This is a genomic window from Streptomyces sp. NPDC005281, assembly GCF_040607495.1.
In the GTDB taxonomy this organism is placed as follows: domain Bacteria; phylum Actinomycetota; class Actinomycetes; order Streptomycetales; family Streptomycetaceae; genus Streptomyces.
This window is the reverse complement of record NZ_JBEXGX010000008.1, coordinates 166097-186740: the sequence shown is the minus strand read 5'-3', so window position 1 is coordinate 186740 and position 20644 is coordinate 166097. Positions and strand designations below refer to the sequence as shown.

At 69.0% G+C, this 20644-nt stretch carries 18 protein-coding genes; 11 read left to right on the top strand and 7 right to left on the bottom strand.

Annotation, left to right across the window (positions count from 1 at the left end; genetic code table 11):
- Positions 1-380 precede the first annotated feature (380 nt).
- From ABZV42_RS14200 to ABZV42_RS14175, 6 genes are all read left to right on the top strand, one after another.
- Entirely contained in the window at positions 381-2504 is a 2124-nt protein-coding gene (locus ABZV42_RS14200; RefSeq protein WP_356052061.1) for a DNA topoisomerase IV subunit B, read from the top strand.
- A gap of 543 nt (positions 2505-3047) precedes the next feature.
- A complete protein-coding gene (locus ABZV42_RS14195; RefSeq protein ID WP_355980959.1) occupies positions 3048-3590 on the top strand; it encodes a DUF1453 domain-containing protein in 543 nt (180 codons plus the stop codon).
- Positions 3587-4738 (top strand): histidine kinase, encoded by a 1152-nt coding sequence (locus ABZV42_RS14190; protein ID WP_355980962.1) that lies wholly within the window; start codon positions 3587-3589, stop codon positions 4736-4738. Before ABZV42_RS14195 ends, ABZV42_RS14190 begins: the two co-directional genes overlap by 4 nt.
- Complete coding sequence (locus ABZV42_RS14185) at positions 4735-5421, top strand: response regulator transcription factor (protein ID WP_355980965.1); 687 nt, start codon at positions 4735-4737, stop codon at positions 5419-5421. The genes ABZV42_RS14190 and ABZV42_RS14185 overlap by 4 nt, the downstream gene beginning before the upstream one ends.
- A 105-nt stretch (positions 5422-5526) precedes the next feature.
- On the top strand, positions 5527-6015 hold the full coding sequence (locus ABZV42_RS14180; RefSeq protein WP_355980968.1) for a DUF485 domain-containing protein: 489 nt from the start codon (positions 5527-5529) through the stop codon (positions 6013-6015).
- Entirely contained in the window at positions 6012-7604 is a 1593-nt protein-coding gene (locus ABZV42_RS14175; protein WP_355980971.1) for a cation acetate symporter, read from the top strand. The genes ABZV42_RS14180 and ABZV42_RS14175 overlap by 4 nt, the downstream gene beginning before the upstream one ends.
- Positions 7605-7680: 76 nt before the next feature.
- Here the strand turns inward: ABZV42_RS14175 and ABZV42_RS14170 are convergent, their stop codons facing one another.
- The gene (locus tag ABZV42_RS14170) at positions 7681-8373 is read right to left on the bottom strand and encodes a response regulator (protein ID WP_356052059.1); all 693 of its coding nucleotides are present in this window, start codon (positions 8371-8373) and stop codon (positions 7681-7683) included.
- 162 nt (positions 8374-8535) lie between these two features.
- Between ABZV42_RS14170 and ABZV42_RS14165 the strand changes: the two genes are divergently transcribed.
- The 3 genes from ABZV42_RS14165 (at position 8536) to ABZV42_RS14155 (ending at position 11383) form a co-directional block, all read left to right on the top strand.
- Complete coding sequence (locus tag ABZV42_RS14165) at positions 8536-9351, top strand: ABC transporter ATP-binding protein (RefSeq protein ID WP_355980977.1); 816 nt, start codon at positions 8536-8538, stop codon at positions 9349-9351.
- The gene (locus ABZV42_RS14160) at positions 9341-10204 is read left to right on the top strand and encodes an ABC transporter permease (RefSeq protein ID WP_355980979.1); all 864 of its coding nucleotides are present in this window, start codon (positions 9341-9343) and stop codon (positions 10202-10204) included. Before ABZV42_RS14165 ends, ABZV42_RS14160 begins: the two co-directional genes overlap by 11 nt.
- 117 nt (positions 10205-10321) lie before the next feature.
- Positions 10322-11383: an ABC transporter substrate-binding protein gene (locus tag ABZV42_RS14155; protein ID WP_355980982.1), complete on the top strand. Its 1062-nt coding sequence runs from the start codon at positions 10322-10324 to the stop codon at positions 11381-11383.
- A 108-nt stretch (positions 11384-11491) separates the two neighbouring features.
- Here the strand turns inward: ABZV42_RS14155 and ABZV42_RS14150 are convergent, their stop codons facing one another.
- The 4 genes from ABZV42_RS14150 to ABZV42_RS14135 form a co-directional block, all read right to left on the bottom strand.
- Complete coding sequence (locus ABZV42_RS14150; RefSeq protein ID WP_355980984.1) at positions 11492-12172, bottom strand: response regulator; 681 nt, start codon at positions 12170-12172, stop codon at positions 11492-11494.
- Positions 12172-13875, bottom strand: a complete 1704-nt coding sequence (locus ABZV42_RS14145) for a sensor histidine kinase (RefSeq protein ID WP_356052057.1) — start codon at positions 13873-13875, stop codon at positions 12172-12174. The genes ABZV42_RS14150 and ABZV42_RS14145 overlap by 1 nt, the downstream gene beginning before the upstream one ends.
- Positions 13876-14193: 318 nt before the next feature.
- A complete protein-coding gene (locus tag ABZV42_RS14140; RefSeq protein ID WP_356052055.1) occupies positions 14194-15138 on the bottom strand; it encodes a sucrase ferredoxin in 945 nt (314 codons plus the stop codon).
- Between the two features lie 164 nt (positions 15139-15302).
- Positions 15303-16562 (bottom strand): citrate synthase, encoded by a 1260-nt coding sequence (locus ABZV42_RS14135; protein ID WP_355980992.1) that lies wholly within the window; start codon positions 16560-16562, stop codon positions 15303-15305.
- A 97-nt stretch (positions 16563-16659) separates the two neighbouring features.
- Between ABZV42_RS14135 and ABZV42_RS14130 the strand changes: the two genes are divergently transcribed.
- Positions 16660-17838, top strand: a complete 1179-nt coding sequence (locus ABZV42_RS14130) for a citrate synthase/methylcitrate synthase (protein WP_355980995.1) — start codon at positions 16660-16662, stop codon at positions 17836-17838.
- A gap of 243 nt (positions 17839-18081) precedes the next feature.
- On the opposite strand, the gene ABZV42_RS14125 is transcribed toward ABZV42_RS14130, so the two are convergent.
- Together ABZV42_RS14125 and ABZV42_RS14120 are read right to left on the bottom strand one after the other, a co-directional pair.
- The gene (locus ABZV42_RS14125; protein WP_355980998.1) at positions 18082-18318 is read right to left on the bottom strand and encodes a hypothetical protein; all 237 of its coding nucleotides are present in this window, start codon (positions 18316-18318) and stop codon (positions 18082-18084) included.
- Between the two features lie 356 nt (positions 18319-18674).
- The gene (locus ABZV42_RS14120; protein ID WP_355981001.1) at positions 18675-19175 is read right to left on the bottom strand and encodes a DUF6082 family protein; all 501 of its coding nucleotides are present in this window, start codon (positions 19173-19175) and stop codon (positions 18675-18677) included.
- A gap of 320 nt (positions 19176-19495) precedes the next feature.
- Here ABZV42_RS14120 and ABZV42_RS14115 point away from each other — a divergent pair, with 320 nt between their 5' ends.
- Positions 19496-20632, top strand: a complete 1137-nt coding sequence (locus ABZV42_RS14115) for a GTP-binding protein (protein ID WP_356052053.1) — start codon at positions 19496-19498, stop codon at positions 20630-20632.
- The last annotated feature ends 12 nt before the right edge of the window (positions 20633-20644 follow it).

Here is a 20644-nt window from a genome sequence, read left to right as displayed (position 1 = left end):
ACGTTCCCGCTCGCGGCTTTTCCTCGAAATTTTCTTTCGAGCCGGCTGTCTGTTGCCGGTTGGCGGCGAATGAGCCGTATTGCGTGTCTTTGTGTCTGTACGGGTTCGCGCTGTCTGTCGGGGGTCGGTCCTCCCGGCTGGATTGCCGGTTGTTCATGAGGACGTGCCCGGAGCCTAAATGGTTCATGCCTCGAAGGGAACGTGATATGTACTTCACTCCATCGAGGGATCGAACACCCATGCGATCCTGGACTAGGGTGAGTTCGTGCGAGGGTGGTGCTACAACGGCTCTACCAGGCCTCGGTACCCTCTGAACGGCAACCGAAGCCGGGCCCTTGCCCAAAAGGGTCTCCCATGAAATTCAGCGAGGAGCGAACCGCGTGACCGCCGATAAGTCCGTGCCGTCCACAGCGCTGCTGACCGGAGCAGAACGGGACGGTTCCAACTACACCGCGCGGCACCTGCTCGTCCTTGAGGGGCTCGAGGCGGTGCGGAAGCGCCCGGGCATGTATATCGGGTCGACCGACAGCCGTGGCCTGATGCACTGCCTCTGGGAGATCATCGACAACTCCGTCGACGAGGCCCTCGGGGACTACTGCGACCACATCGAGGTGATCCTGCACGACGACGCCTCCGTCGAGGTGCGGGACAACGGCCGTGGCATCCCCGTCGACGTGGAGCCCAAGACCGGCCTCTCCGGCGTCGAGGTCGTCATGACCAAGCTGCACGCGGGCGGCAAGTTCGGCGGCGGCTCGTACGCGGCCTCCGGCGGTCTGCACGGTGTGGGCGCCTCCGTGGTGAACGCGCTCTCCGCCCGCCTGGACGTCGAGGTGGACCGCAACGGCCAGACCCATGCCGTGAGCTTCCGCCGCGGCACCCCGGGGACCTTCAAGGCCGACGGGCCCGACGCCGCCTTCGATGCGGCGAGCGGGCTGCGCAAGCTGAAGCGGATCCCGAAGACCCGCACGGGCACGCGTGTGCGCTACTGGGCCGACCGCCAGATCTTCCTCAAGGAAGCCAGGCTCTCCCTGGAGCACCTCCACCAGCGTGCCCGCCAGACCGCCTTCCTGGTCCCGGGCCTGACCATCGTCGTCCGTGACGAGTTCGGGCTGGGCGAGGGCGGCAGCAAGGGTGAGGAGTCGTTCCGCTTCGACGGCGGTATCAGCGAGTTCTGCGAGTTCCTGGCCGCCGACAAGCCGGTCTGCGACGTCCTCCGCTTCGCCGGGCAGGGCAGCTTCAAGGAGACCGTCCCGGTCCTCGACGAGCACGGTCAGATGACTCCGACCGAGGTCACCCGTGAGCTGGGCGTCGATGTCGCGATGCGCTGGGGCACCGGCTACGACACGAACCTGAAGTCGTTCGTGAACATCATCGCCACGCCCAAGGGCGGCACCCATGTCGCCGGCTTCGAGCAGGCCGTCGCCAAGACGATGAACGAGGTCCTGCGGACCAAGAAGCTGCTGCGGGTCGCCGAGGACGACATCGTCAAGGACGACGCCCTTGAGGGCCTCACGGCCGTCGTCACCGTGCGTCTCGCCGAACCCCAATTCGAGGGGCAGACGAAGGAGGTCCTCGGGACCTCGGCCGCCCGCCGCATCGTGACGAACGTGGTGACCAAGGAGCTCAAGGCGTTCCTGACCTCCGCCAAGCGGGACGAGGCTGCGCAGGCGCGGGTCGTGATGGAGAAGGCCGTCGCCGCCGCGCGCACGAGGATCGCCGCCCGTCAGCACAAGGACGCGCAGCGCCGGAAGACGGCGCTGGAGTCCTCCTCGCTGCCCGCGAAGCTCGCCGACTGCCGCAGCGACGACGTCGAGCGCAGTGAGCTGTTCATCGTCGAGGGCGACTCCGCGCTGGGTACGGCGAAGCTCGCCCGGAACTCCGAGTTCCAGGCACTGCTGCCGATCCGGGGCAAGATCCTCAACGTTCAGAAGGCGTCCGTTACGGACATGCTGAAGAACGCCGAGTGCGGGGCGATCATCCAGGTCATAGGGGCCGGCTCCGGTCGGACCTTCGACATCGACGCGGCGCGCTACGGGAAGATCATTCTTCTGGTCGACGCCGATGTCGACGGCGCGCACATCCGGATCCTGCTGCTGACGCTGTTCCAGCGCTACATGCGGCCCATGGTCGAGGCGGGGCGGGTGTTCGCCGCGGTCCCGCCGCTGCACCGGATCGAGCTCAGCCAGCCCAAGAAGGGGCAGGACAAGTACGTCTACACGTACTCGGACCGTGAGCTGCGGGAGACGGTGCTGGAGCTTCAGCGCAAGGGTGTGCGCTACAAGGACTCGATCCAGCGGTACAAGGGTCTCGGCGAGATGGACGCCGATCAGCTGGCCGAGACGACGATGGATCCGCGGTTCCGCACGCTGCGCCGGATCAACATCTCCGACCTGGAGGCGTCCGAGCAGGTGTTCGATCTGCTGATGGGGAACGATGTGGCGCCGCGCAAGGAGTTCATCTCCAGCTCGGCTGCGACGCTTGACCGGTCGCGGATCGACGCGTAGCCCTCCGGGCGGCTGCCGCACAACGGTGCGTTGTTGGTCGGGGCCGCGCTGGTACATCCGCCTGTCGCCGTTGGATCAGACGTGGGTCCTGTAGGGAGCCACTGCTCGATCCGGACGTAAGCGACGGGCATGCGATGTACCGGCACGGCCCCTTCCGCCGGATGCCGGATCCCAGGTGCGGGTGGACGGTGGCTTGGGCGCGGCCCCCACGGGCGCGAATTTCAGTCCCCTTCGGCTCGCCCTCCCTCCGGCCCGCCTCTCGGCTGCGGCGTGACTTTCGGTCCCTCCGGCGTCTGAGGAGTGGGGGCTGGGGCGCGGAGCCCAGGTGCGGGAAGACGGGCTGGGGGGCGGAAGCGGGGTTGGGTCGCGCCGCACGCTTCATGCGCAAGGGCGGGCTCCACCCGCGGGTGGAGATGTGAGAGTGCCGGGGATCCACCCACGATCCACCCGGGCTCCGATCTGCTGGGAAGGCGATTTCCGTAGCGTCGAGGGGGTCGGCAGCGCTCGCTGCGGACATCCGTTTCTCGCTCACGGAGGCCGTGCATGTCCGGGCTCATGAATGCCGTGGTGATCTTCGCTGTCGCCGTTGTGGTGATCGCGCGCCAGTTCGGTGCGCGCCGGATCGGTTCGGACCGGCGCTGGTGGATAGTGCCCGCGGTTCTCGCTGTCGTGGCGCTGCGCGAGCCCGGTGTGATCGACCCGCACCACCAGGTCGAGGCGTCCCTGCTGCTGGGCGCGGAACTGGTGACGGCGCTGGCCGTCGGAGCCGGATGGGCGTGGACGACGCGGATATGGACGGAGCCGGACGGCTCCGTGTGGAGCAGGAGCACCAAGGCCGGCGGGGCCGTCTGGATCGCGGGCATCTGTTTGCGCGTGGGCCTGTTCGGCATCGGCGCCCTGCTCGGGGTGCACCAGAACTCCTCGGCCCTGATGCTCGGCCTGGCGGCCACTCTGCTGGTCCGTTCCGCGCTGCTGACCTGGCGGGCGCAGTCCTTGGAGCCGACGATGGCCGGACAGTTCCCGGCGTACGGTGACGATGTGCGCCGGGTCCTGCGGAGCCGGGTCCTGTGGAAGGAGCGCCTGTGACGGACAACGTCTGGACGCGCTGGCCCTCTCGTGAGGCACTCGCGCGCGTGGGCGTGCACAAGGCCCGCCGTGCGCTCGCCTGGGTCACACGCGCCATCGTCCTCACGACGCTCGTCGTCACGACACTCACGAACTCCGAGCTCAGCGCGTGGGCGCTCGCTGGCGGCGTCACGGGAATCGCGGTGTGCGGGTTCCTCGCATGGCGGTTCTGGCGGACCACACTGGAGCATCGTCTGCTGCCGTCCCTGGCGTTGCTCGTTCTGCTGCTGGCGGTCGCGGTCGCGGGGTACGGCGCGGGCTTCCGGATTCCGGCGCTCGTTCTGATGTGCGGGTGTGCCGTCGCCGCCATCGAACGGCTGCCTCTCGCGGCGGCCCTGCCTGCCACGGCGGTGGCGCTGGGCGCCTACGCGGCGTTCAACAACGACGTGTGGCTGACCACCGCTGCCACCACCGCGGGGCTGGCACTCGCGGGTTACGTGCTGCGTCTCGACGCGGAGTCGCGAGCGAGCGCGCTGCGCCTGCTGGCCCAGGAGCGCGCGGCCCGCGCGGCCGAGGCGGAGTCGGCGGCCCTCGCGGAGCGGGCGCGGATGGCCCGGGAGATCCACGACGTCCTGGCCCACAGTCTCTCGGCGCAACTGGTGCACCTGGAGGCGGCACGTCTGCTCATCGAGAGAGGAGCGGACCGGGAGACCATCCTCGAACGGGTCGTGGCGGCCCGGGGAATGGCCCGCGAGGGGCTCTCCGAGACCCGGCACGCACTCTCCGCTCTCCGGGGCGAGATGTCTCCGCTGGAGGACTTCCTGGGCGAACTCGTCGCCACCGCCGCCGGCGCCGGTGTCACCGTGACCGGCGAACGTCAGCCGCTGCCCGCGGAGGCCTCCCAGGCAGTGCGCCGAGTCGCGCAGGAGGCGCTCACGAACGTACGCAAACACGCTCCGGGCGCCAAGATCGACATAACACTGGACTACGGCGAGCACGAAGTGACGCTGGATGTACGGGATTCGGGTGGAAAACCGGGCGAGCTCAGCGGTTCGGGAGCCGGATACGGTCTGCTGGGCATGCGGGAGCGCGCCGAGCTGCTGGGCGGCTCGCTGCATGCCGGACCGGGCGAGGAGGGGTTCGTGGTGACGTTGAAGGTGCCGGTATGACCGAGCAGGCGGAGGGCAGGCGACCGGCGCGGGTCGTGGTCGCCGACGATCAGACGGTCGTGCGCGAAGGCATCGTGATGCTGCTGGGGCTGCTGCCCGGGATCGAGGTCGTCGGAGCGGCCGGTGACGGGGCCGAGGCGGTGGAGCTGGTGGCCGAACTCGCCCCGGACGTCGTGCTGATGGATCTGCGCATGCCCCGCTGCGACGGGGTCGAGGCGACCCGGCGCATCCGTGCCGAGTATCCCGGGACCCAGGTCGTCGTGCTCACGACGTTCGCGGACGACGAGTCGCTGTTCCCCGCGCTTCGTGCCGGGGCCCGCGGCTATCTGACCAAGGACGCGGGAGGCGACGAGATCGTGCGGGCCGTGGAGAGCGTGCTCTCCGGGGACGCGGGGCTCTCGCCGAGCATCCAGCGACGGCTGCTGGAACGGCTTTCGGAACCGGAACCGGATCCCGGCCCGCCCCCGGAGGCCCCGGACGGGCTCACCTCGCGCGAGACGGAGGTGCTCCTGCTGATCGCCGAGGGCCTCAGCAACCATGAGATCGCCCGCAAGCTCCATGTGTCGACGGCCACGGTGAAGACCCACATCAACAATCTCTTCGCCAAGGCGGGTCTCAAGGACCGTGCCCAAGCGGTGCGTTACGCCTATGGGAAAGGTCTCGTACGGCCGCCAGCGGGATGAGGTCACCTGATGGGGTGAAGAGCACGGAGACAGGAGTCGGAGAGCCCTCCGATCTGCACATCCTTGGGTACGCGGCAGAAACGGGTCGCGGACAAGGAGAGTTCGGTGGAGAAGCACGACGGCGGCGACACGGGGGAGGTCCGGTTCGACGACCCCTGGTACGACGCGCTCGCTTCCGGCTGGGGTGAGTTGGACGGTACGGGTGCGCCCGCTCCCGCCGTGCCGGCCGCCCGCTCGGAGCACGAGGGACGATCCGGCGCGACCGCCCAGGTCTACTTGGAGGTGCAGCGCAGTGCCGCCTTCCAGGAAGTGCGCGGCCGGTACCGCAGGTTCGTGATTCCGGCCATCGCCGTCTTCTTCCCCTGGTACGTGGGCTATGTGGTGACCGCGACCACCGCGCCGGGGTTCATGGCGCGGCCCGTCGTGGGTGTGGTGAACGTGGCGCTGCTCGCGGGACTCGGACAGTTCCTCACGACGTTCCTGCTCGCATGGGCCTACGCACGGCACGCGCGCCTGCGCCGGGACCGGGCCGCGCTCGAACTCCGCTGGGACACCCAGGAGATGACGCGGAACGCCCGGGGTGGTGAGCGGTGAGCGGCCATCATCAGACCCTGGCGCTGCTGCTGTTCAGCGCGTTCGTCGCAGTGACTCTGGCCATCACGACATGGGTGAGTCGCAACCGCCATGGCTCGGCGGAGGAGTTCTACGCCGGCGGACGACTGTTCTCGCCGATGGAGAACGGTTTCGCGCTCTCCGGGGACTACATGTCGGCTGCCTCCTTCCTCGGTGTCACGGGACTCATCGCCCTGTACGGCTACGACGGTCTGCTGTACGCGGTGGGATTCCTGGTGGCCTGGCTGGTCGTTCTCTTCCTCGTCGCCGAACTGGTCCGCAACTGCGGCCGGTTCACGCTCGCCGATGTCGTGGCGGCCCGGATGGGAGAGCGGCCGGTGCGGATCGCGGCCGGAACGTCCTCGGTGGTGGTGTCCGTTCTGTATCTGGTGGCGCAGATGGTGGGTGCGGGCAGTCTGGTCTCGCTGCTGCTGGGAGGCACGAGCGGCGCGGCGCGCAACTGGACGGTGATCGGTGTCGGCGCGCTCATGGTGATCTATGTGTCGATGGGGGGAATGAGGGCGACCACCTGGATCCAGATCGTCAAGGCTGTTCTGCTGATCGGCGGGGCCATCGCTCTCACCGTGCTGGTCCTGGTGCGGTTCCACGGGGACATCAACGAACTGCTCCGTACGGCCGCGGAGCGCAGCGGTCACGGCACGGCGTTTCTCGCGCCCGGACTGAAGTACGGCGGCGACTGGACGGCACGCTTCGACTTCATGAGCCTCGGGCTCGCGCTCGTACTCGGCACAGCCGGGCTGCCGCACATCCTGTCGCGCTTCTACACCGTGCCGACCGCGCGAGCCGCCCGGCGCTCGGTGCTGTGGGCGATCGGGCTCATCGGCGGCTTCTACCTGATGACGATCGTGCTGGGCTTCGCCGCGGCGGCCGTCGTCGGTCCCGAGGCGGTGCGCGGATCGAACGCCGCGGGGAACACGGCCGTTCCGCTGCTGGCCCTGGACCTGGGCGGCGGGGCCGACTCCACAGGGGGAACCGTCCTGTTCGCGATCGTCGCCGCCATCGCCTTCGCCACCATCCTCGCGGTCGTCGCCGGAGTCACCCTCGCATCCTCGGCGGCGGTGGCCCACGACCTGTACGCCTCGTTGCGTCGCCGCCGCGCGAAACCGCACGGCGAGGTCACGGTGGCGCGCGCCGCGTCGGTCGGCATCGGCATGATCGCCATCGCACTGAGCCTCCTCGCACGCGACCTCAACGTGGCCTTCCTGGTCGGGCTCGCCTTCGCCGTCGCCGCGTCCGCGAACCTGCCGGTGTTGCTGTACTCCCTGTTCTGGCGGTCCTTCACGACGCGCGGCGCCGTGTGGGCCGTATACGGCGGCTTGGTGCCCGCGCTGCTCCTCGTGCTGCTCTCGCCTGTGGTGTCGGGGAGCCCTGAATCACTTTTCCCGGGTGTCGACTTCCAGTACTTCCCGCTTCAGAACCCGGGTCTCGTCTCGATCCCCCTGGGCTTCGTCGCCGGCTGGCTCGGCACCATCACCTCGACGGAGCCGCCGGACGAGGCCAAGCACGCCGAGATCGAGGTCCGCGCGCTCACCGGCGCCGGGGCCGTCTGAGAGCCGCGAGCGTCGTGCACGACCGCCCTGAGGCGACACGATCCAGACGGTGGTTCCTGGCCGGAGGAGTGCCGTCTCAGGGCGCCACCCACGCGTAGCGGTGTTCCGGGCGCCCCGTGTCGCCGTACTTGAGGGAGAGGCGCAGCCGCCCCGCTTGTTCCAGGTGCCGCAGATAGCGCTGGGCGGTGGATCGGCTCAGGCCGGTCTCGAAGGCCACCTCGTGCGCCGACAGCGGCTGACCGGCCTGGTGCAGCACGTCGCAGATCAGGTCCGTGGTCGGCTCCGACTGACCGCTGGGCAGCCTGAGGGAGGACGGCGCGGGCGCGGTGCGCAGGGCCCCGAAGATCCGGTCGACCTGCTCCTGGCCCGTCACACCATGCCCGCCCACCCGGTCGACGGTGCGGCGCAGGGCGGCGTACGAATCGAGGCGCGTGCGCAGGGCGGTGAACGTGAACGGTTTGATGAGGTAGTGCAGGGCGCCCACGCGCATCGCCGCCCGTACGGTGGCGACATCGCTTGCCGCGGTGATCATGATGACGTCGGTGCGGTGACCGTTCTCCCGCATCTGGTGGACGAGTTCGAGGCCCGTCCGGTCCGGCAGATAGTGGTCGAGCAGCACCAGATCCACAGGAGTGCGTTCGAGCGCGGCCAGGGCCTGGGCAGCACTGTGCGCGCGGGCGGCCACCCGGAATCCGGGAACCTTGCTCACGTACCTCGCGTTGATCTCGGCGACGCGGAAATCGTCGTCCACGACCAGGACGTCAATCATCGGGCCTCTTTCTCTCAAGGCCTGGGCGTTTGTTGCGCCCGTGTTTCGGCTCCGCTGTTGTAGCGGGAGCAAAATGAGCACAACAGACCCTTGCGAGCAGAAGAACTCCTTGCGCCCATAAGACTGATGCTGTGGCCCGCACCACACCTACGGTCCCGGGCCATGAGCACAGACACCAGTCCCGCCATCGAGCTGCGGGGCGCGAGCAAGATCTTCAAGACCCCGTCGGGGGGTTTGCACACAGCTGTCAGGGACCTCGACCTGACGGTCGGCCGGGGCGAGTTCGTGGCTGTCGTCGGACCGACCGGCTGCGGGAAGTCCACCACGCTGACCCTGGTGAGCGGTCTTGAGGAGCCCACCGAGGGCGAGGTCCTGGTCGCCGGAGAGCCGGTCGCCGGCGTCGGGAACAAGGTCGGTTTCGTCTTCCAGCAGGACGCCACTTTCCCCTGGCGCACGGTGCTGTCCAACGTGATGGCCGGGCCCCGGTTCCGTGGTGTGCCCAAGGCCGAGGCGAAGGAACAGGCCCGGGAATGGCTCGCGCGGGTCGGGCTCGCGGCCTTCGAGGACCGCTATCCGCACCAGCTCTCCGGTGGTCAGCGCAAGCGCGTCGCCCTCGCCGCCACCTTCGTCAACGACCCCGAGATCCTGCTGATGGACGAGCCCTTCTCGGCGCTCGACGTGCAGACCAGGGCGCTGATGTCGGACGAACTGCTCGAGCTGTGGGAAGGCACGGGCGCCTCGGTCGTCTTCGTCACCCACGACCTGGAGGAGTCCATCGCGCTCGCCGACAGGGTCGTCGTGATGACCGCGGGCCCCGCCACCGTGAAGCAGGTCTTCGACATCGATCTGCCGCGGCCGCGCAAGGTCGAATCGGTGCGCCTGGAGCCGCGGTTCATCGAGATCTACCGCGAGATCTGGGAGTCCCTCGGCGAAGAGGTCCGCATCACCCGTGAAAGGGGTGCCGCTCATGTCGCCTGAGGTTCTCAGCGCTCCGGCCGTCGACACGGCCAAAACTCCGGACCGCGCGCACTCCCGCGCCCGCGCCGCCCGCCGTCGCAAGATCGTGGTGGGCACCGCCCGGGTGCTGCTCCTGGTCGCGGTGCTCAGCCTGTGGGAGGTGCTCTCGCGCGCCGAGGTCATCGACCCGTTCAACTTCTCGATGCCTTCGAAGATCTGGGAGCAGATCCAGACCTGGGTGATGCACGGGACCGCGCTCGGTCCACTCGGTGAGCAGATCTGGTACACGCTTCACGAGGCGCTGCTCGGATGGGGCATCGGTGTGGTCGCCGGCGTGCTCTTCGGTATCGCCCTGGGGCGGATCGCCTTGCTCGCGGACATCCTTGGTCCATACATCAAGGTGCTCAACTCCATACCCAGGATCGTCCTGGCGCCCATCTTCATGATCTGGTTCGGGCTCGGACCCGCCTCCAAGGTCGCCTCGGCCGTGGTGCTCGTCTTCTTCCCGGTGTTCTTCAACGCCTTCCAGGGCGCCCGGGAGGTCGACCGGAACCTGGTGGCCAACGCCCGGATCCTCGGCGCGAGCGACCGCAGGGTGACGTTGCAGGTCGTCATCCCGTCCGCCACCTCATGGATCTTCACCAGCCTGCATGTCAGCTTCGGCTTCGCGCTCATCGGCGCGATCGTCGGCGAGTACATCGGCGCGACCAAGGGCATCGGCCTGCTCGTCGCGCAGTCCCAGGGCACCTTCAACGCGGCCGGGGTCTACGCGGCGATGGTCATCCTCGCCGTAGTCGCTCTGCTCGCCGAAGGACTGCTGACGTTCGGCGAACGCCGCATCTTCCGCTGGAAGCCGTCGGACTCCGACCGCTGATCCGCTCCGGCGACCACGCACGATCTCTGCCTCACGCGCGTACGAGCCCGCCCGTACGCCCGATCCCGCCGTACGCACGCACGGTCTCCCCATTCACTCACAAGGACGTGAACCATCATGCGCAAGACCGCCAGATACACCGCGCTGGCAGCCGCCGGTCTGCTCGCTCTCACCTCGCTCACCGCCTGCGCCAATGACGCGGCGAGCACGACGGCCGACTCCGGCAACGGCGGGGGTGGCGGCAAGGGGGAGCACGTCAAGATCATGGTCGGTGGACTGGACAAGGTCATCTACCTGCCGGCGATGCTCACGCAGCGGCTCGGCTACTTCACGGACGCGGGTCTGAACGTCGAGCTCCTCAGCGAGCCGGCCGGTGTCCAGGCCGAGACCGCGCTCGTCTCCGGACAGGTGCAGGGAGCTGTCGGCTTCTACGACCACACGCTCGACCTTCAGACCAAGGGCAAGGCCGTCGAGTCCGTCGTGCAGTTCTCCCACGCACCCGGCGAGGTCGAGATCGTGGCGAACAAGCGTGCGGCCGACATCACTTCACCCAAGGACTTCAAGGGCAGGAAGCTCGGCGTCACCGGCCTGGGTTCATCGACCGACTTCCTCACGAAGTACCTCGCCGTCAAGAACGGTGTGCAGGTGAGCGAGTTCACGCCGGTCGCCGTCGGCGCCGGACCGACGTTCGTCTCCGCCCTCGAGCAGGGCGCCATCGACGGTGGCATGACGACGGACCCCACCGTCGCCACGGTCATGGAGAAGAACCTCGGCAAGGTGCTCATCGACATGCGCACGCCCGAGGGCTCGGAGAAGGCGCTCGGTGGCCCGTACCCCTCGTCGAGCCTGTACATGACGACGGACTGGGTCAACGGCCACAAGGAGACCGTCCAGAAGCTGGCGAATGCCTTCGTGAAGACCCTTCGGTGGATGTCCTCGCACAGCGCCTCCGAGATCGCCGCCAAGATGCCCGCCGACTACTCCCAGGGCAACCAGACGCTCTACGCCGCGGCGATCAAGAGCACACTGCCGATGTTCACGGAGGACGGCGTGATGCCCGAGAACGGTCCCGAGACCGTCGAGAGGGTGCTGAAGGCGTTCAACCCCAACATCAAGAACGCCCACGTGGACCTGAGCAAGACGTACACCACGGAGTTCGTCAAGAAGGCCACCGGCTGACCGTCCTCGGCTGAGAACGCGCCGAGCCGCCCCGTCGCCCGTACGACCGCGCACCCCCGCCGGTCGTACGAGCGGCGGGGCGGCCGTTCTCGCCTCCTCGGGGGTGTCTCAGCCGCGGGTCGCCCAGACATACCGGTGCTCCGGGCGGCCCGCGTCGCCGTACCGGAGGGTCAGACGGACCTTCCCCGTACGCTCCAGCAGCTTCAGATAGCGCTGTGCGGTCTGCCGGCTCAGTCCGGTCTCCTCCGCGACCTCCAGGGCGGACAGAGAGCCCTCGGCGGCCAGCAGGGCGCCCCGTACGAGCTCGGCGGTCGGAGGGGAGTGCCCCTTGGGCAGGTCGGGCGCCATGCCCGAGGAGAGCGCCCCGAAGATCAGGTCCACGTCGGACTGCTCGGCCGTGCCGCCGCGGTCGAGAGCGTGCCGCAGGTCCGCGTACGACTCCAGTTTCGCCCGCAGCGTGGCGAACGAGAACGGCTTCACCAGGTACTGGAATACGCCCTGCCGCAACGCGGCCCTGACGGTCGTCAGGTCACGCGCCGCGGTCACCATGATCACATCGATCTGATGACCCCGTCCGCGCATCTCCTGCACGACCGCGAGACCCGTCTCGTCCGGCAGATGGTGGTCCATGAGAACCAGGTCCGGGTGCGGCAGCGCCTCGATCAGGCGCAGCGCCTCGGCCGCGCTGTGCGCCTGCCCCACGACACGGAAACCCGGAACCCTCTCCACGTAGGCGGCGTTGACGCGCGCGACCCGCGTGTCGTCGTCCACGACCAGGACCTCGATCATCACAACTCCCCGTGGGCAGGCCCAACGGTCCCAACGGCCCCGGTGCCCCCGATGTCTCCGCTGCCTCCGGTGGCGTCCATCGGCGCGAGCGACGGGTCCGTCAGCGCCTCCGGCAGGACGACCCTGAACTCCGCGCCGCCGCCGTCCGCGTCGGCCACCTCCGCGCTGCCGCCCTGCCGTTCGGCGAGACGCCGTACCAGGGAGAGGCCGATTCCGCGCTTGCCGTGCGCGGGCGGCTGCTTGGTGCTCCAGCCGTCCGTGAAGATCAACTCCCGCCGTTCCTCAGGGATACCGGGCCCCGTGTCCCGTACCCACAGCACGGCGGTTCGCCTCTCGGCGCGCAGCTCGACCTCCACGCGCGCGTGCGGTGTACCCGCGACGGCGTCGAGCGCGTTGTCGACGAGGTTGCCGACCACGGTGACGAGCCCGCGCGGGTCGACCAGCCGGTCCGGCAGCAGCGTCCGGTCCGAGATCCACAGCGCCACGCCACGCTCGGTCGCCACGGTCGCCTTGCCGACCAGGAGGGCGGCGAGCAGCGGATCGTGGATCTTCTCGGTGACCTGCTCCGCGGTGACCCTGTGGTCACCGACCACCTCCCCGACGAACTCCACGGCGTCGTCGTACATCTCCAGTTCGAGCAGCCCCAGGAGCGTGTGCATCCGATTGGCGTGCTCATGGTCCTGGGCTCTCAGGGCGTCGATCAGCCCGTGCGTGGAATCGAGTTCCCGGCCGAGCTGCTCCAGTTCGGTCCGGTCGCGCAAGGTGGCGACGGCGCCGCCGTCCTCGGTCGGCATCCGGTTGGCGACCAGGACGCGCTGGCCTCGTACGGTGAGCAGGTCCGTGCCGGTGACCCGCCCCGCCAGCACATCCGTCGTACGGCCCTGACCCAGCGCCTCGTCGAGCGACTGCCCGATGGCCTCGGCGCCGACTCCGAGCAACCGCTGCGCCTCGTCGTTCAGAAGGCGTACGCGACCGACTCGATCGAGGGCGACCACACCCTCCCGGATGCCGTGCAGCATCGCCTCACGCTCCTCCAGCAGCGCCGAGATATCGGAGAAGGCCAGGTCACGCGTCTGACGTTGAACCCTGCGGGAGATCAGATACGCGGCCAGCGCGCCGACGGCCATGGCCCCACCGGCGTACGCGAACAAGCCCGGGATCGCGTCGATCAGCCGGGCCCGCACACTGTCGTACTTGATACCGACCGAGACCGCGCCGACGATCCGGTCGTCGGCGTCACGCAGCGGAACCTTGCCCCGTGCGGAACGACCCAGAGTGCCGGTGTCGATCTCCATGACGTCCTTGCCGGACAAGGCCAGGTCCGGGCTCGTCGATACCTTCTTGCCGATCTGGGCGGGAGCTCTGTGCGACCAGCGGATGCCCCGCATGTTCATCACGACGACGTAGTCGGCGTCGCTCGCCTTCCGTATCCGCTCGGCCTCGACCTGCACGGGTCCGGTCCTGGAGGGGGCTGTCCTCTGGAGGTCCACGGCTATCTGCGGCTGGGCGGCCGTGGTCTGCGCGATCGCCAGGGCACGCCGCATGGCCTGGTCGTCCAGTTGCGCGCTCAGCGGCGCCAGGAACAGGCCGGTGGCGAGCACGGCGACTCCCACCGCGATCGCGATCTGCATCAGCAGCACCTGGGCGAACACCCGCCGCGGCAGACCGAGGCGCAGTCGTCGTGCGGGGGGAGTAGGGCTCATGCCCATGACGGTACGGGGGCGGTCGCGTCCGTCCGAAGGGAGTGTGGCGTGGATCTCTTGATCAACGGTTGAGGCAGGTGAGTCGCCACGGTGTCACGCATCCGGATGCAGGTAGCCCACTACGGCGTCGCGTATCCGGTTAGGGGGGCGCCCACTATGGCGTCAGGCATCCGGATGCGGGGAGCCCGCCATGGCGTCGCGCATCCGGTTCCGCGGAGCCCATCACAGCGGCACACATCCGGCTGCGAGGAGCCCACCGCGGCTCCTCGCCGGTCCGTGCGACGCACCAGGGTCCGCCGGGACCCGGGACCCGGGCCCTCAGCAGGCCACGGCGACGGCCGTCTCCTCCAACTGTCGTACAGCCACCACGTCCATCCGCGCGGGTGAGCCCAGTGCCGAACCGCAGCTCTCCGGGCGGGGCGGCAGCGAGGCGCCCTGGGCGACGACGACCCGCCACAGGCGGCCGTCGGAGTGGGCGACGGTCACCTCCCAGCGCGGCGCGGTTCCGTCCGTGCGGATCACCGTCAGGACATTGGCGGCGTGCTCCCGCGAAGCCGTCCGTACGGCCAGTTCGGCCGCCTGGCCGGGCCGTTCCCAGGCGGAGTTCCCACGACACCCGTCAGTGATGATCCGGCCCTCCTGGACGCCCTGGAGGATCTCCTTGACGGCGTGGGCCTCGGCACGTCCGTACGCGTACCCGTACGGCAGGATCAGCACGGTGGGCGAGAAGCGATGACCGCCCAGATGGGTGACCTCCCAGACCCCGCCGAGGCCGGAGACGGCCAGTTCCGCGGCCAGGGGGCGGCCGAGCAGCGCGCAGCAGCGGTCGCGCTTGCCGTTGGTGCAGACGAGGGCCAGCGGATCCCCGGCGTGGGGCCGGCCCTGGAGAACCTCGTCGAAGGAGCGCGGATCACCCGCGCCGAGCGCGGCGAGGTCGAGGTCGATCAGCTGCCCGGGATCACGGGTCGTGGCGCTGTGCAGCCATACGTTTCCCGGGGTGGTGTGAGCCGCGTACACATGCCGCTCGGCGGACGAACCGCAGTCGGCATGGCGCCCGGGGCGCCGGATGAGCGCGATCCGCACCCCGGTGCCTTGCGCGGCCGCCTCGAGGGCGCGGCCGAGCGTGGGATCCAGGTGGCTCGAAGTGAGCGCCTTGGCACCCCAGGGTCCGGGCTGCTCGATGAGCAGCCATGTCCTCGCGGTGGCCGCGGTCCCGGAGAGGGGCTCGTCGAGCTGCCGCGACACGGTCGTGCACGTACTCACAGAGGTGAGCCTAACCTGACTTCGCCCGGGGCGACTTCCCGCCTCCTCCAGGGAGCGCGTCAGGGGTGGTCCGGGCGCTTGGCCGGGTGTGCGGAAGCGCGGGTGGGGAGGCGGCGCCCGAAGGGCGCGCTCGGATTCCTTTCCCCGCGCTCGGCGCGCGCTGTCTAGCGAGGGAGCGGCTGGGGCGGCCGCGCGCCCACGTAGTGCCCGCTCGGCCGCATCCGCAAGGGCCGTTCCGCGTACTCCTCCAGGGTGTGGGCGATCCAGCCCGCCGTGCGGGCGACGGCGAAGATCGTCTCTCCGGCCGAGGCCGGCATGCCGGAGGAGACCGTGAAGACGGCCAGCGCGAGATCGACATTGGCGTGCAGCGGTGTGTGCCGGGCCGTGGTCGTCACCACGTCATGGGCGGCCGCGAGTGCGGGCGCGGCGGTGGGCACGTTCTCCAGGAGGGCGAACAGGGCACGCGCGCGTGGATCCTCGCCGGGGTAGAGCCGATGGCCGAGTCCGGGGACACGGCGCCCGGCGCGCAGTTCGTCGCTGACCACGGGAGCGGCCGTGCCCTGGTCGAGGACGTCCAGCAGCAGCCGGTGCGCGAGCCCGCTGGCAGCTCCGTGCAGGGGGCCTTCGAGGACGCCCAGGCCCGCGGACACCGCCGCGTACGCGTGGGCGCGGGCCGACGCCGCGACCCGGACCGCCAGCGTCGAGGCGGCCAGATCGTGGTCGACGAGCAGCCCGAGTGCCGTGTCCAGCACCCGCAGTGACGCGTCGTCGGGTGTACGTCCGCTCAGCCGTGCCCACAGCCGGTGAGCCAGCGGACCCTCGTCGTGGTGGTCGTGCCGCATGGTGGGCAGCGCGGCGACGAGGGTGGGAATGAGGGTGCGCCCGGTGCCGAGGACGGCGTTCTCGGAGAGGTCGAAGCGCAGCGGGTCGGCGGCCGCCGCGGCGACCGCCGCGACGCGCAGCCGGTCGGTCGGGCCGCTGTGCTCGGGCAGGGCGTCGACGGCGCGCCGGGCGGCGGCCACGGATGCCTCAGGGGCCGTGAACGTGACGCCGGGGCGCAGTTCGCCGGTCCACAGCCATTCGGCGATCTCCTCGTAGGAGTACCGCTCGGCCAGTTCCGTCGCGTCGACGCCCCGGAAGTAGTACCGGTCCTTGTCGATCAACGTGATGCGGGTGCGGACGGAGAGCTCGCCGCCGGCCCCCGAACTGCCGCTGCCTTCACGTCTGTTGCGCCGGGCGAGGGCCTCGACCTCCTTGGCGTCGAACGTGCTCCCGCGCCCTCCCGGCTCACGTCTGCTGCTGAGCTGACCGCGGCTCACATACGCGTACACGGTCTCCGGCTTCACGCCGAGCAGTTCGGCGGTCTCCTTGGTGCTGAGCCGTCGGCCCTCGTGTGCAGGCGTCGCCGCTTCTCGATCCCTCATGAGCGCCACCGTATCTGTGGATCGGCATATTGATTGAATCAATGTTGACAGTTATCGAGTCAAGCATGGACAGTCAAATCAAGTCCAGGGAGGAAACATGCCGATCAACCAAGCCGCGTCCACCTCTGTCGATGTGACTGCCGAGGTGCCGCGAGGTCTCGCGGGCGTCGTCGTCACCGACACCGAACTGGGTGACGTCAGGGGACTCGAGGGCTTCTACCACTACCGCCAGTACTCGGCCGTCGACCTCGCGCAGGCCTGCGGCTTCGAGGAGGTCTGGCATCTGCTGGCCCACGGTGAGCTGCCCGACGCCGCTCGCCGTGCCGCCTTCACCGCGCGGACCGCCCGGCTGCGCCGGCTGCCGGACGACGTGCGCGCTGCGCTGCCCGCGATCGCGGCGGCGACCGGGCCGTCGGGACCCCTCGCCGGGCTGCGTACCGCGTTGTCGCTGCTCGGAGCCTCCCTGGGGTTCCGTCCGGTGTACGACATCGACGCCGGGCGCCGCCTCGACGACGGCCTGGCGGCGACGGCGGCCGTGCCGACACTGCTCACCGCGTTCCACCGGATCGGGCAGGGGCTGGAACCGGTGGAGCCGCGGGAGGACCTGGGCTACGCCGCCAACTACCTGTACATGTTGACGGGTTCGGAACCGGACGCCGCCCGGGCCCGTGCGATCGAGCAATACCTCATCTCAACCATTGACCATGGATTCAATGCGTCAACGTTCACGGCGCGGGTGATCGCTTCCACCGGCGCGGACGTGGCGGCCTGTCTCGTGGGCGCGGTCGGGGCGCTCTCCGGCCCTCTTCACGGCGGTGCCCCCAGCCGCGCTCTGGACACCCTTGACGCGATCGGGACCCCTGACCGCATCGACTCCTGGATCCGCGAACGCGTCCTGGCCGGCGAGCGCATCATGGGCTTCGGGCACCCGGTCTACCGCACGGAGGACCCACGATCGCGGATGCTCCGGGGAATGGCTCAGGGGTTCGGAGGCCCGCTCGTGGACTTCGCGGTCGAAGTGGAGCGCCAGGTGGAGGAGATCCTGGCCGAACTCAAGCCGGGCCGCGAGCTGCACACCAATGTGGAGTTCTACGCCGGTGTGGTCATGGAACTCTGCGGGCTGCCCCGCGAGATGTTCACCCCCACCTTCGCCGCGGCCCGCGTGGTCGGCTGGAGCGCGAACATCATGGAGCAGGCGGAGGACTCGAAGATAATCCGCCCGGCGGCTCGCTACGTGGGACCGGTTCCGCCGGTGGCGGTGCCATCTGCCGCGTGAGGCCGGTGTGCAGTTGACGAGTTCCAGGCCCCTGCTGCTGTCGGCGATGACCGGGCTCGTGAGCCGTAGGTGAAGGGCCCGGCACCGCGATGATGCCGGGCACTGCGCCTAGGTCGAAAGGATTCGCTTGAAATGAATCAAAAGGGTGTGAAGAGATCTAAATGGGCTGAAAGCGGGGAATCGGCCTGTCCGCTGGCATGCTGCCAGGCTCTCGCTGCTCCGTGGGCGAGTTCTGTCCCGGTGTCAGACATCCGGGATGTCTTTCTTCGCGCGCAACAGGGTCTCGCGCGTGATGACCACGATCCGCTCGTAGTCGGCCCGTGCGGCGTCGGGCGGGAGCTCGGGGTCGAGCTCCAGGGTGGCCTCGCGCCCAATGACAGCGAAACTGCCGTCACTGAGCTCGAAGATGTCGGGGCAGGACTGGCCAGAAGCGCTGCCGCGCTCGCGTGGAGTAGCCCCGACACGTCGCACGATCTTCACGGAGTAGTACCAATCTGATGGCTCGGGAATCGCGGTGAGGGATGTCTTCCGAGCGGCTTCCCTCGGAGTGGTGAACTCCGAGCGGAGGTGACCGACCGGAGGCAGAGTTCTCCGAGCGCAGGGGTGTTCGGCCGGAGTGCTCAGAGTCTGAGCACTGAGCTGGCGGCAAACCTAGCGGGTTCTGGTGTCCTGTTGTGCTCAAAGCGCGGCAGGCAGCGGAGTGAATCTGGGCAGCCTCGCGTGAACAGGGGTGGTATGAGGGGGTTGGGCGACGATGGTGCATGTGGGTGTGGGAGGGGCGCGCGAGGCACGGCCCCCGAGTGTGAGGCTAGCGGTCGAGTCCAGACGTGTCAGGGCTATGCCTCATCCGGCTCACCGACGACCCACCACTCGTCGGCGTCCGCATCCGCCTGATCCTGGATCAGCGTGTCCATCATCCGGCCCAGTTGAGCCTCATCAGAGGAGTCGGGCAGGCTCTTGCGGTGATGCTCCGTCGCCGCCCAGTACTCCCTGAAGATCGGGTTCTGGCAGATGATGCGAAAGTGTCCGTGGAGCTCCGCCCGGGTGAGCGCCCCGATCCGGTGGAAGTACAGGGCGTTGATGTACAAGGCGTTCGCGAAGAGGTACTGACGCTGCTTCTCGGGCCCGATCTCGGTCTCGTAGGTGTTGAGAACCGCGGCGAGGGCGGGATCGTCCATGGCTTTGCACATCAGGTCGAAATGGAGTCGGTGCTGCTCAGTGAGCACGGCACGTCGGCGCTGCCGCGTGCTTCGCTCCGTCACGGTGTTCGCCGCGGTGCCGAGGCTCGCCCAAGCGGCTGAGCCGAGCCTCCGTATCGCGGAACTCTGTGTGGCCATGTCAACCCCCGAATCAGGCGACCGTCCGCCGGTCGTCGGTTGTGGGGCGACAGGAAGCGGACCGGCGAGCGGTGGGCGGTGCGCTTGCCGCCTCCCAGTGTCGCCGAGCGGCTCTGATCGGCAGGGAGGCGGAGAGGAGGCGCACGGAGGGATGTGCGGGTCGCATCCATCGGCGCCATGTCCAACGTGTGCCCCGCGAGCGCTGCTAACAATCGTTCACTTCGGGGCGATTCCACCCACTCGTATGCTGGGTGGACATTCATTCCCCGCGTGAGCGCCGGTCCCGTGAGCCGGTGCGCGCACAGGTTCAGAGAGGGCGCATGGTGAGTCGGTCGAGTACCCGCCAGATTCCGGTCATCGTTCTCGCCGGCTTCCTGGGTTCCGGCAAGACCACACTGCTCAACCATCTCCTGCACCGCAGCGGTGGCAGTCGCATCGGAGCCGTCGTCAACGACTTCGGCGCGATCGAGATCGACGCGATGGCGGTGGCCGGCGCGCTCGGCGACTCCACCGTCTCGCTCGGCAACGGGTGTCTGTGCTGTGCGGTCGATGTCACCGAACTTGATCAATATCTTGATCGGCTCGCTCAACCCTCCGCCCGGATCGATGTCATCGTCATCGAGGCGAGTGGGCTCGCGGAGCCCCAGGAACTCGTGCGCATGGTTCTCGCCAGCGAGCACCCGGGGATCGTTTACGGAGGGCTGGTCGAGGTCGTCGACGCCGCCGAGTTCGCCGGTACACGCGAGAAGCATCCCGAGATCGACCGGCATCTCGCCCTCGCCGATCTCGTCGTCGTCAACAAGATCGACCGGGCCGACGACGACCGGCGGTTGCTGGGTGTCGTCCAGGACCTCACCGACCGCGCGGCGGTCGTTCCCGCCGTCTACGGCCGGATCGATCCGGAGTTCCTCTTCGACTGCCGGCCCAGCGAAGAGCGCATCGGACAGCTGTCCTTCGACGATCTCCACAGACACGAAGACGAAGACGAGGGCGAAGGCGGGCGCGACAACGAGCGCGACGGCGAGGAAGGCGGCCCGGGGGAGTGTGGCCGTGAGGAGCGTGGCCAGGAGCGGCGCGGCCACCTCGGCCATCTGCACTCCGCCTACGATTCCCTCTCTTTCAGCTCCGAAGTGCCGCTCGGGCCAAGGCAGTTGATGGCCTTCCTCGACAGCAGGCCCGAAGGGCTCTACCGGATCAAGGGCTACGTCGACTTCGGCGTCCAGGACCCCCGCAACCGGTATGCCGTGCATGCCGTCGGGCGGTTCCTGCGCTTCTACCCGGAGCCCTGGGCCGATGCCGGCGAGCGGCTCACCCAGCTCGTCCTCATCGGCTCCGGCATCGACACGGTGGCGCTGGCCAAGGAGCTGGAGGCATGCAAGGAGGACGCCCCGCATGCCGATGAACACGGCATGTGGGGCGTCCTCCGCTACGTACAGGAGCCGAACCCGGAGGGCTGACCCGGACCGCAC

Coding starts and splice junctions, on each gene's coding strand:
- ABZV42_RS14165 (WP_355980977.1), top strand. CDS start 8,536: ATGAGCACAGACACCAGTCCCGCCATCGAGCTGCGGGGCGCGAGCAAG.
- ABZV42_RS14150 (WP_355980984.1), bottom strand. CDS start 12,172: ATGATCGAGGTCCTGGTCGTGGACGACGACACGCGGGTCGCGCGCGTC.
- ABZV42_RS14145 (WP_356052057.1), bottom strand. CDS start 13,875: ATGAGCCCTACTCCCCCCGCACGACGACTGCGCCTCGGTCTGCCGCGG.
- ABZV42_RS14185 (WP_355980965.1), top strand. CDS start 4,735: ATGACCGAGCAGGCGGAGGGCAGGCGACCGGCGCGGGTCGTGGTCGCC.
- ABZV42_RS14115 (WP_356052053.1), top strand. CDS start 19,496: ATGGTGAGTCGGTCGAGTACCCGCCAGATTCCGGTCATCGTTCTCGCC.
- ABZV42_RS14120 (WP_355981001.1), bottom strand. CDS start 19,175: ATGGCCACACAGAGTTCCGCGATACGGAGGCTCGGCTCAGCCGCTTGG.
- ABZV42_RS14155 (WP_355980982.1), top strand. CDS start 10,322: ATGCGCAAGACCGCCAGATACACCGCGCTGGCAGCCGCCGGTCTGCTC.
- ABZV42_RS14195 (WP_355980959.1), top strand. CDS start 3,048: ATGTCCGGGCTCATGAATGCCGTGGTGATCTTCGCTGTCGCCGTTGTG.
- ABZV42_RS14135 (WP_355980992.1), bottom strand. CDS start 16,562: ATGAGGGATCGAGAAGCGGCGACGCCTGCACACGAGGGCCGACGGCTC.
- ABZV42_RS14130 (WP_355980995.1), top strand. CDS start 16,660: ATGCCGATCAACCAAGCCGCGTCCACCTCTGTCGATGTGACTGCCGAG.
- ABZV42_RS14160 (WP_355980979.1), top strand. CDS start 9,341: ATGTCGCCTGAGGTTCTCAGCGCTCCGGCCGTCGACACGGCCAAAACT.
- ABZV42_RS14170 (WP_356052059.1), bottom strand. CDS start 8,373: ATGATTGACGTCCTGGTCGTGGACGACGATTTCCGCGTCGCCGAGATC.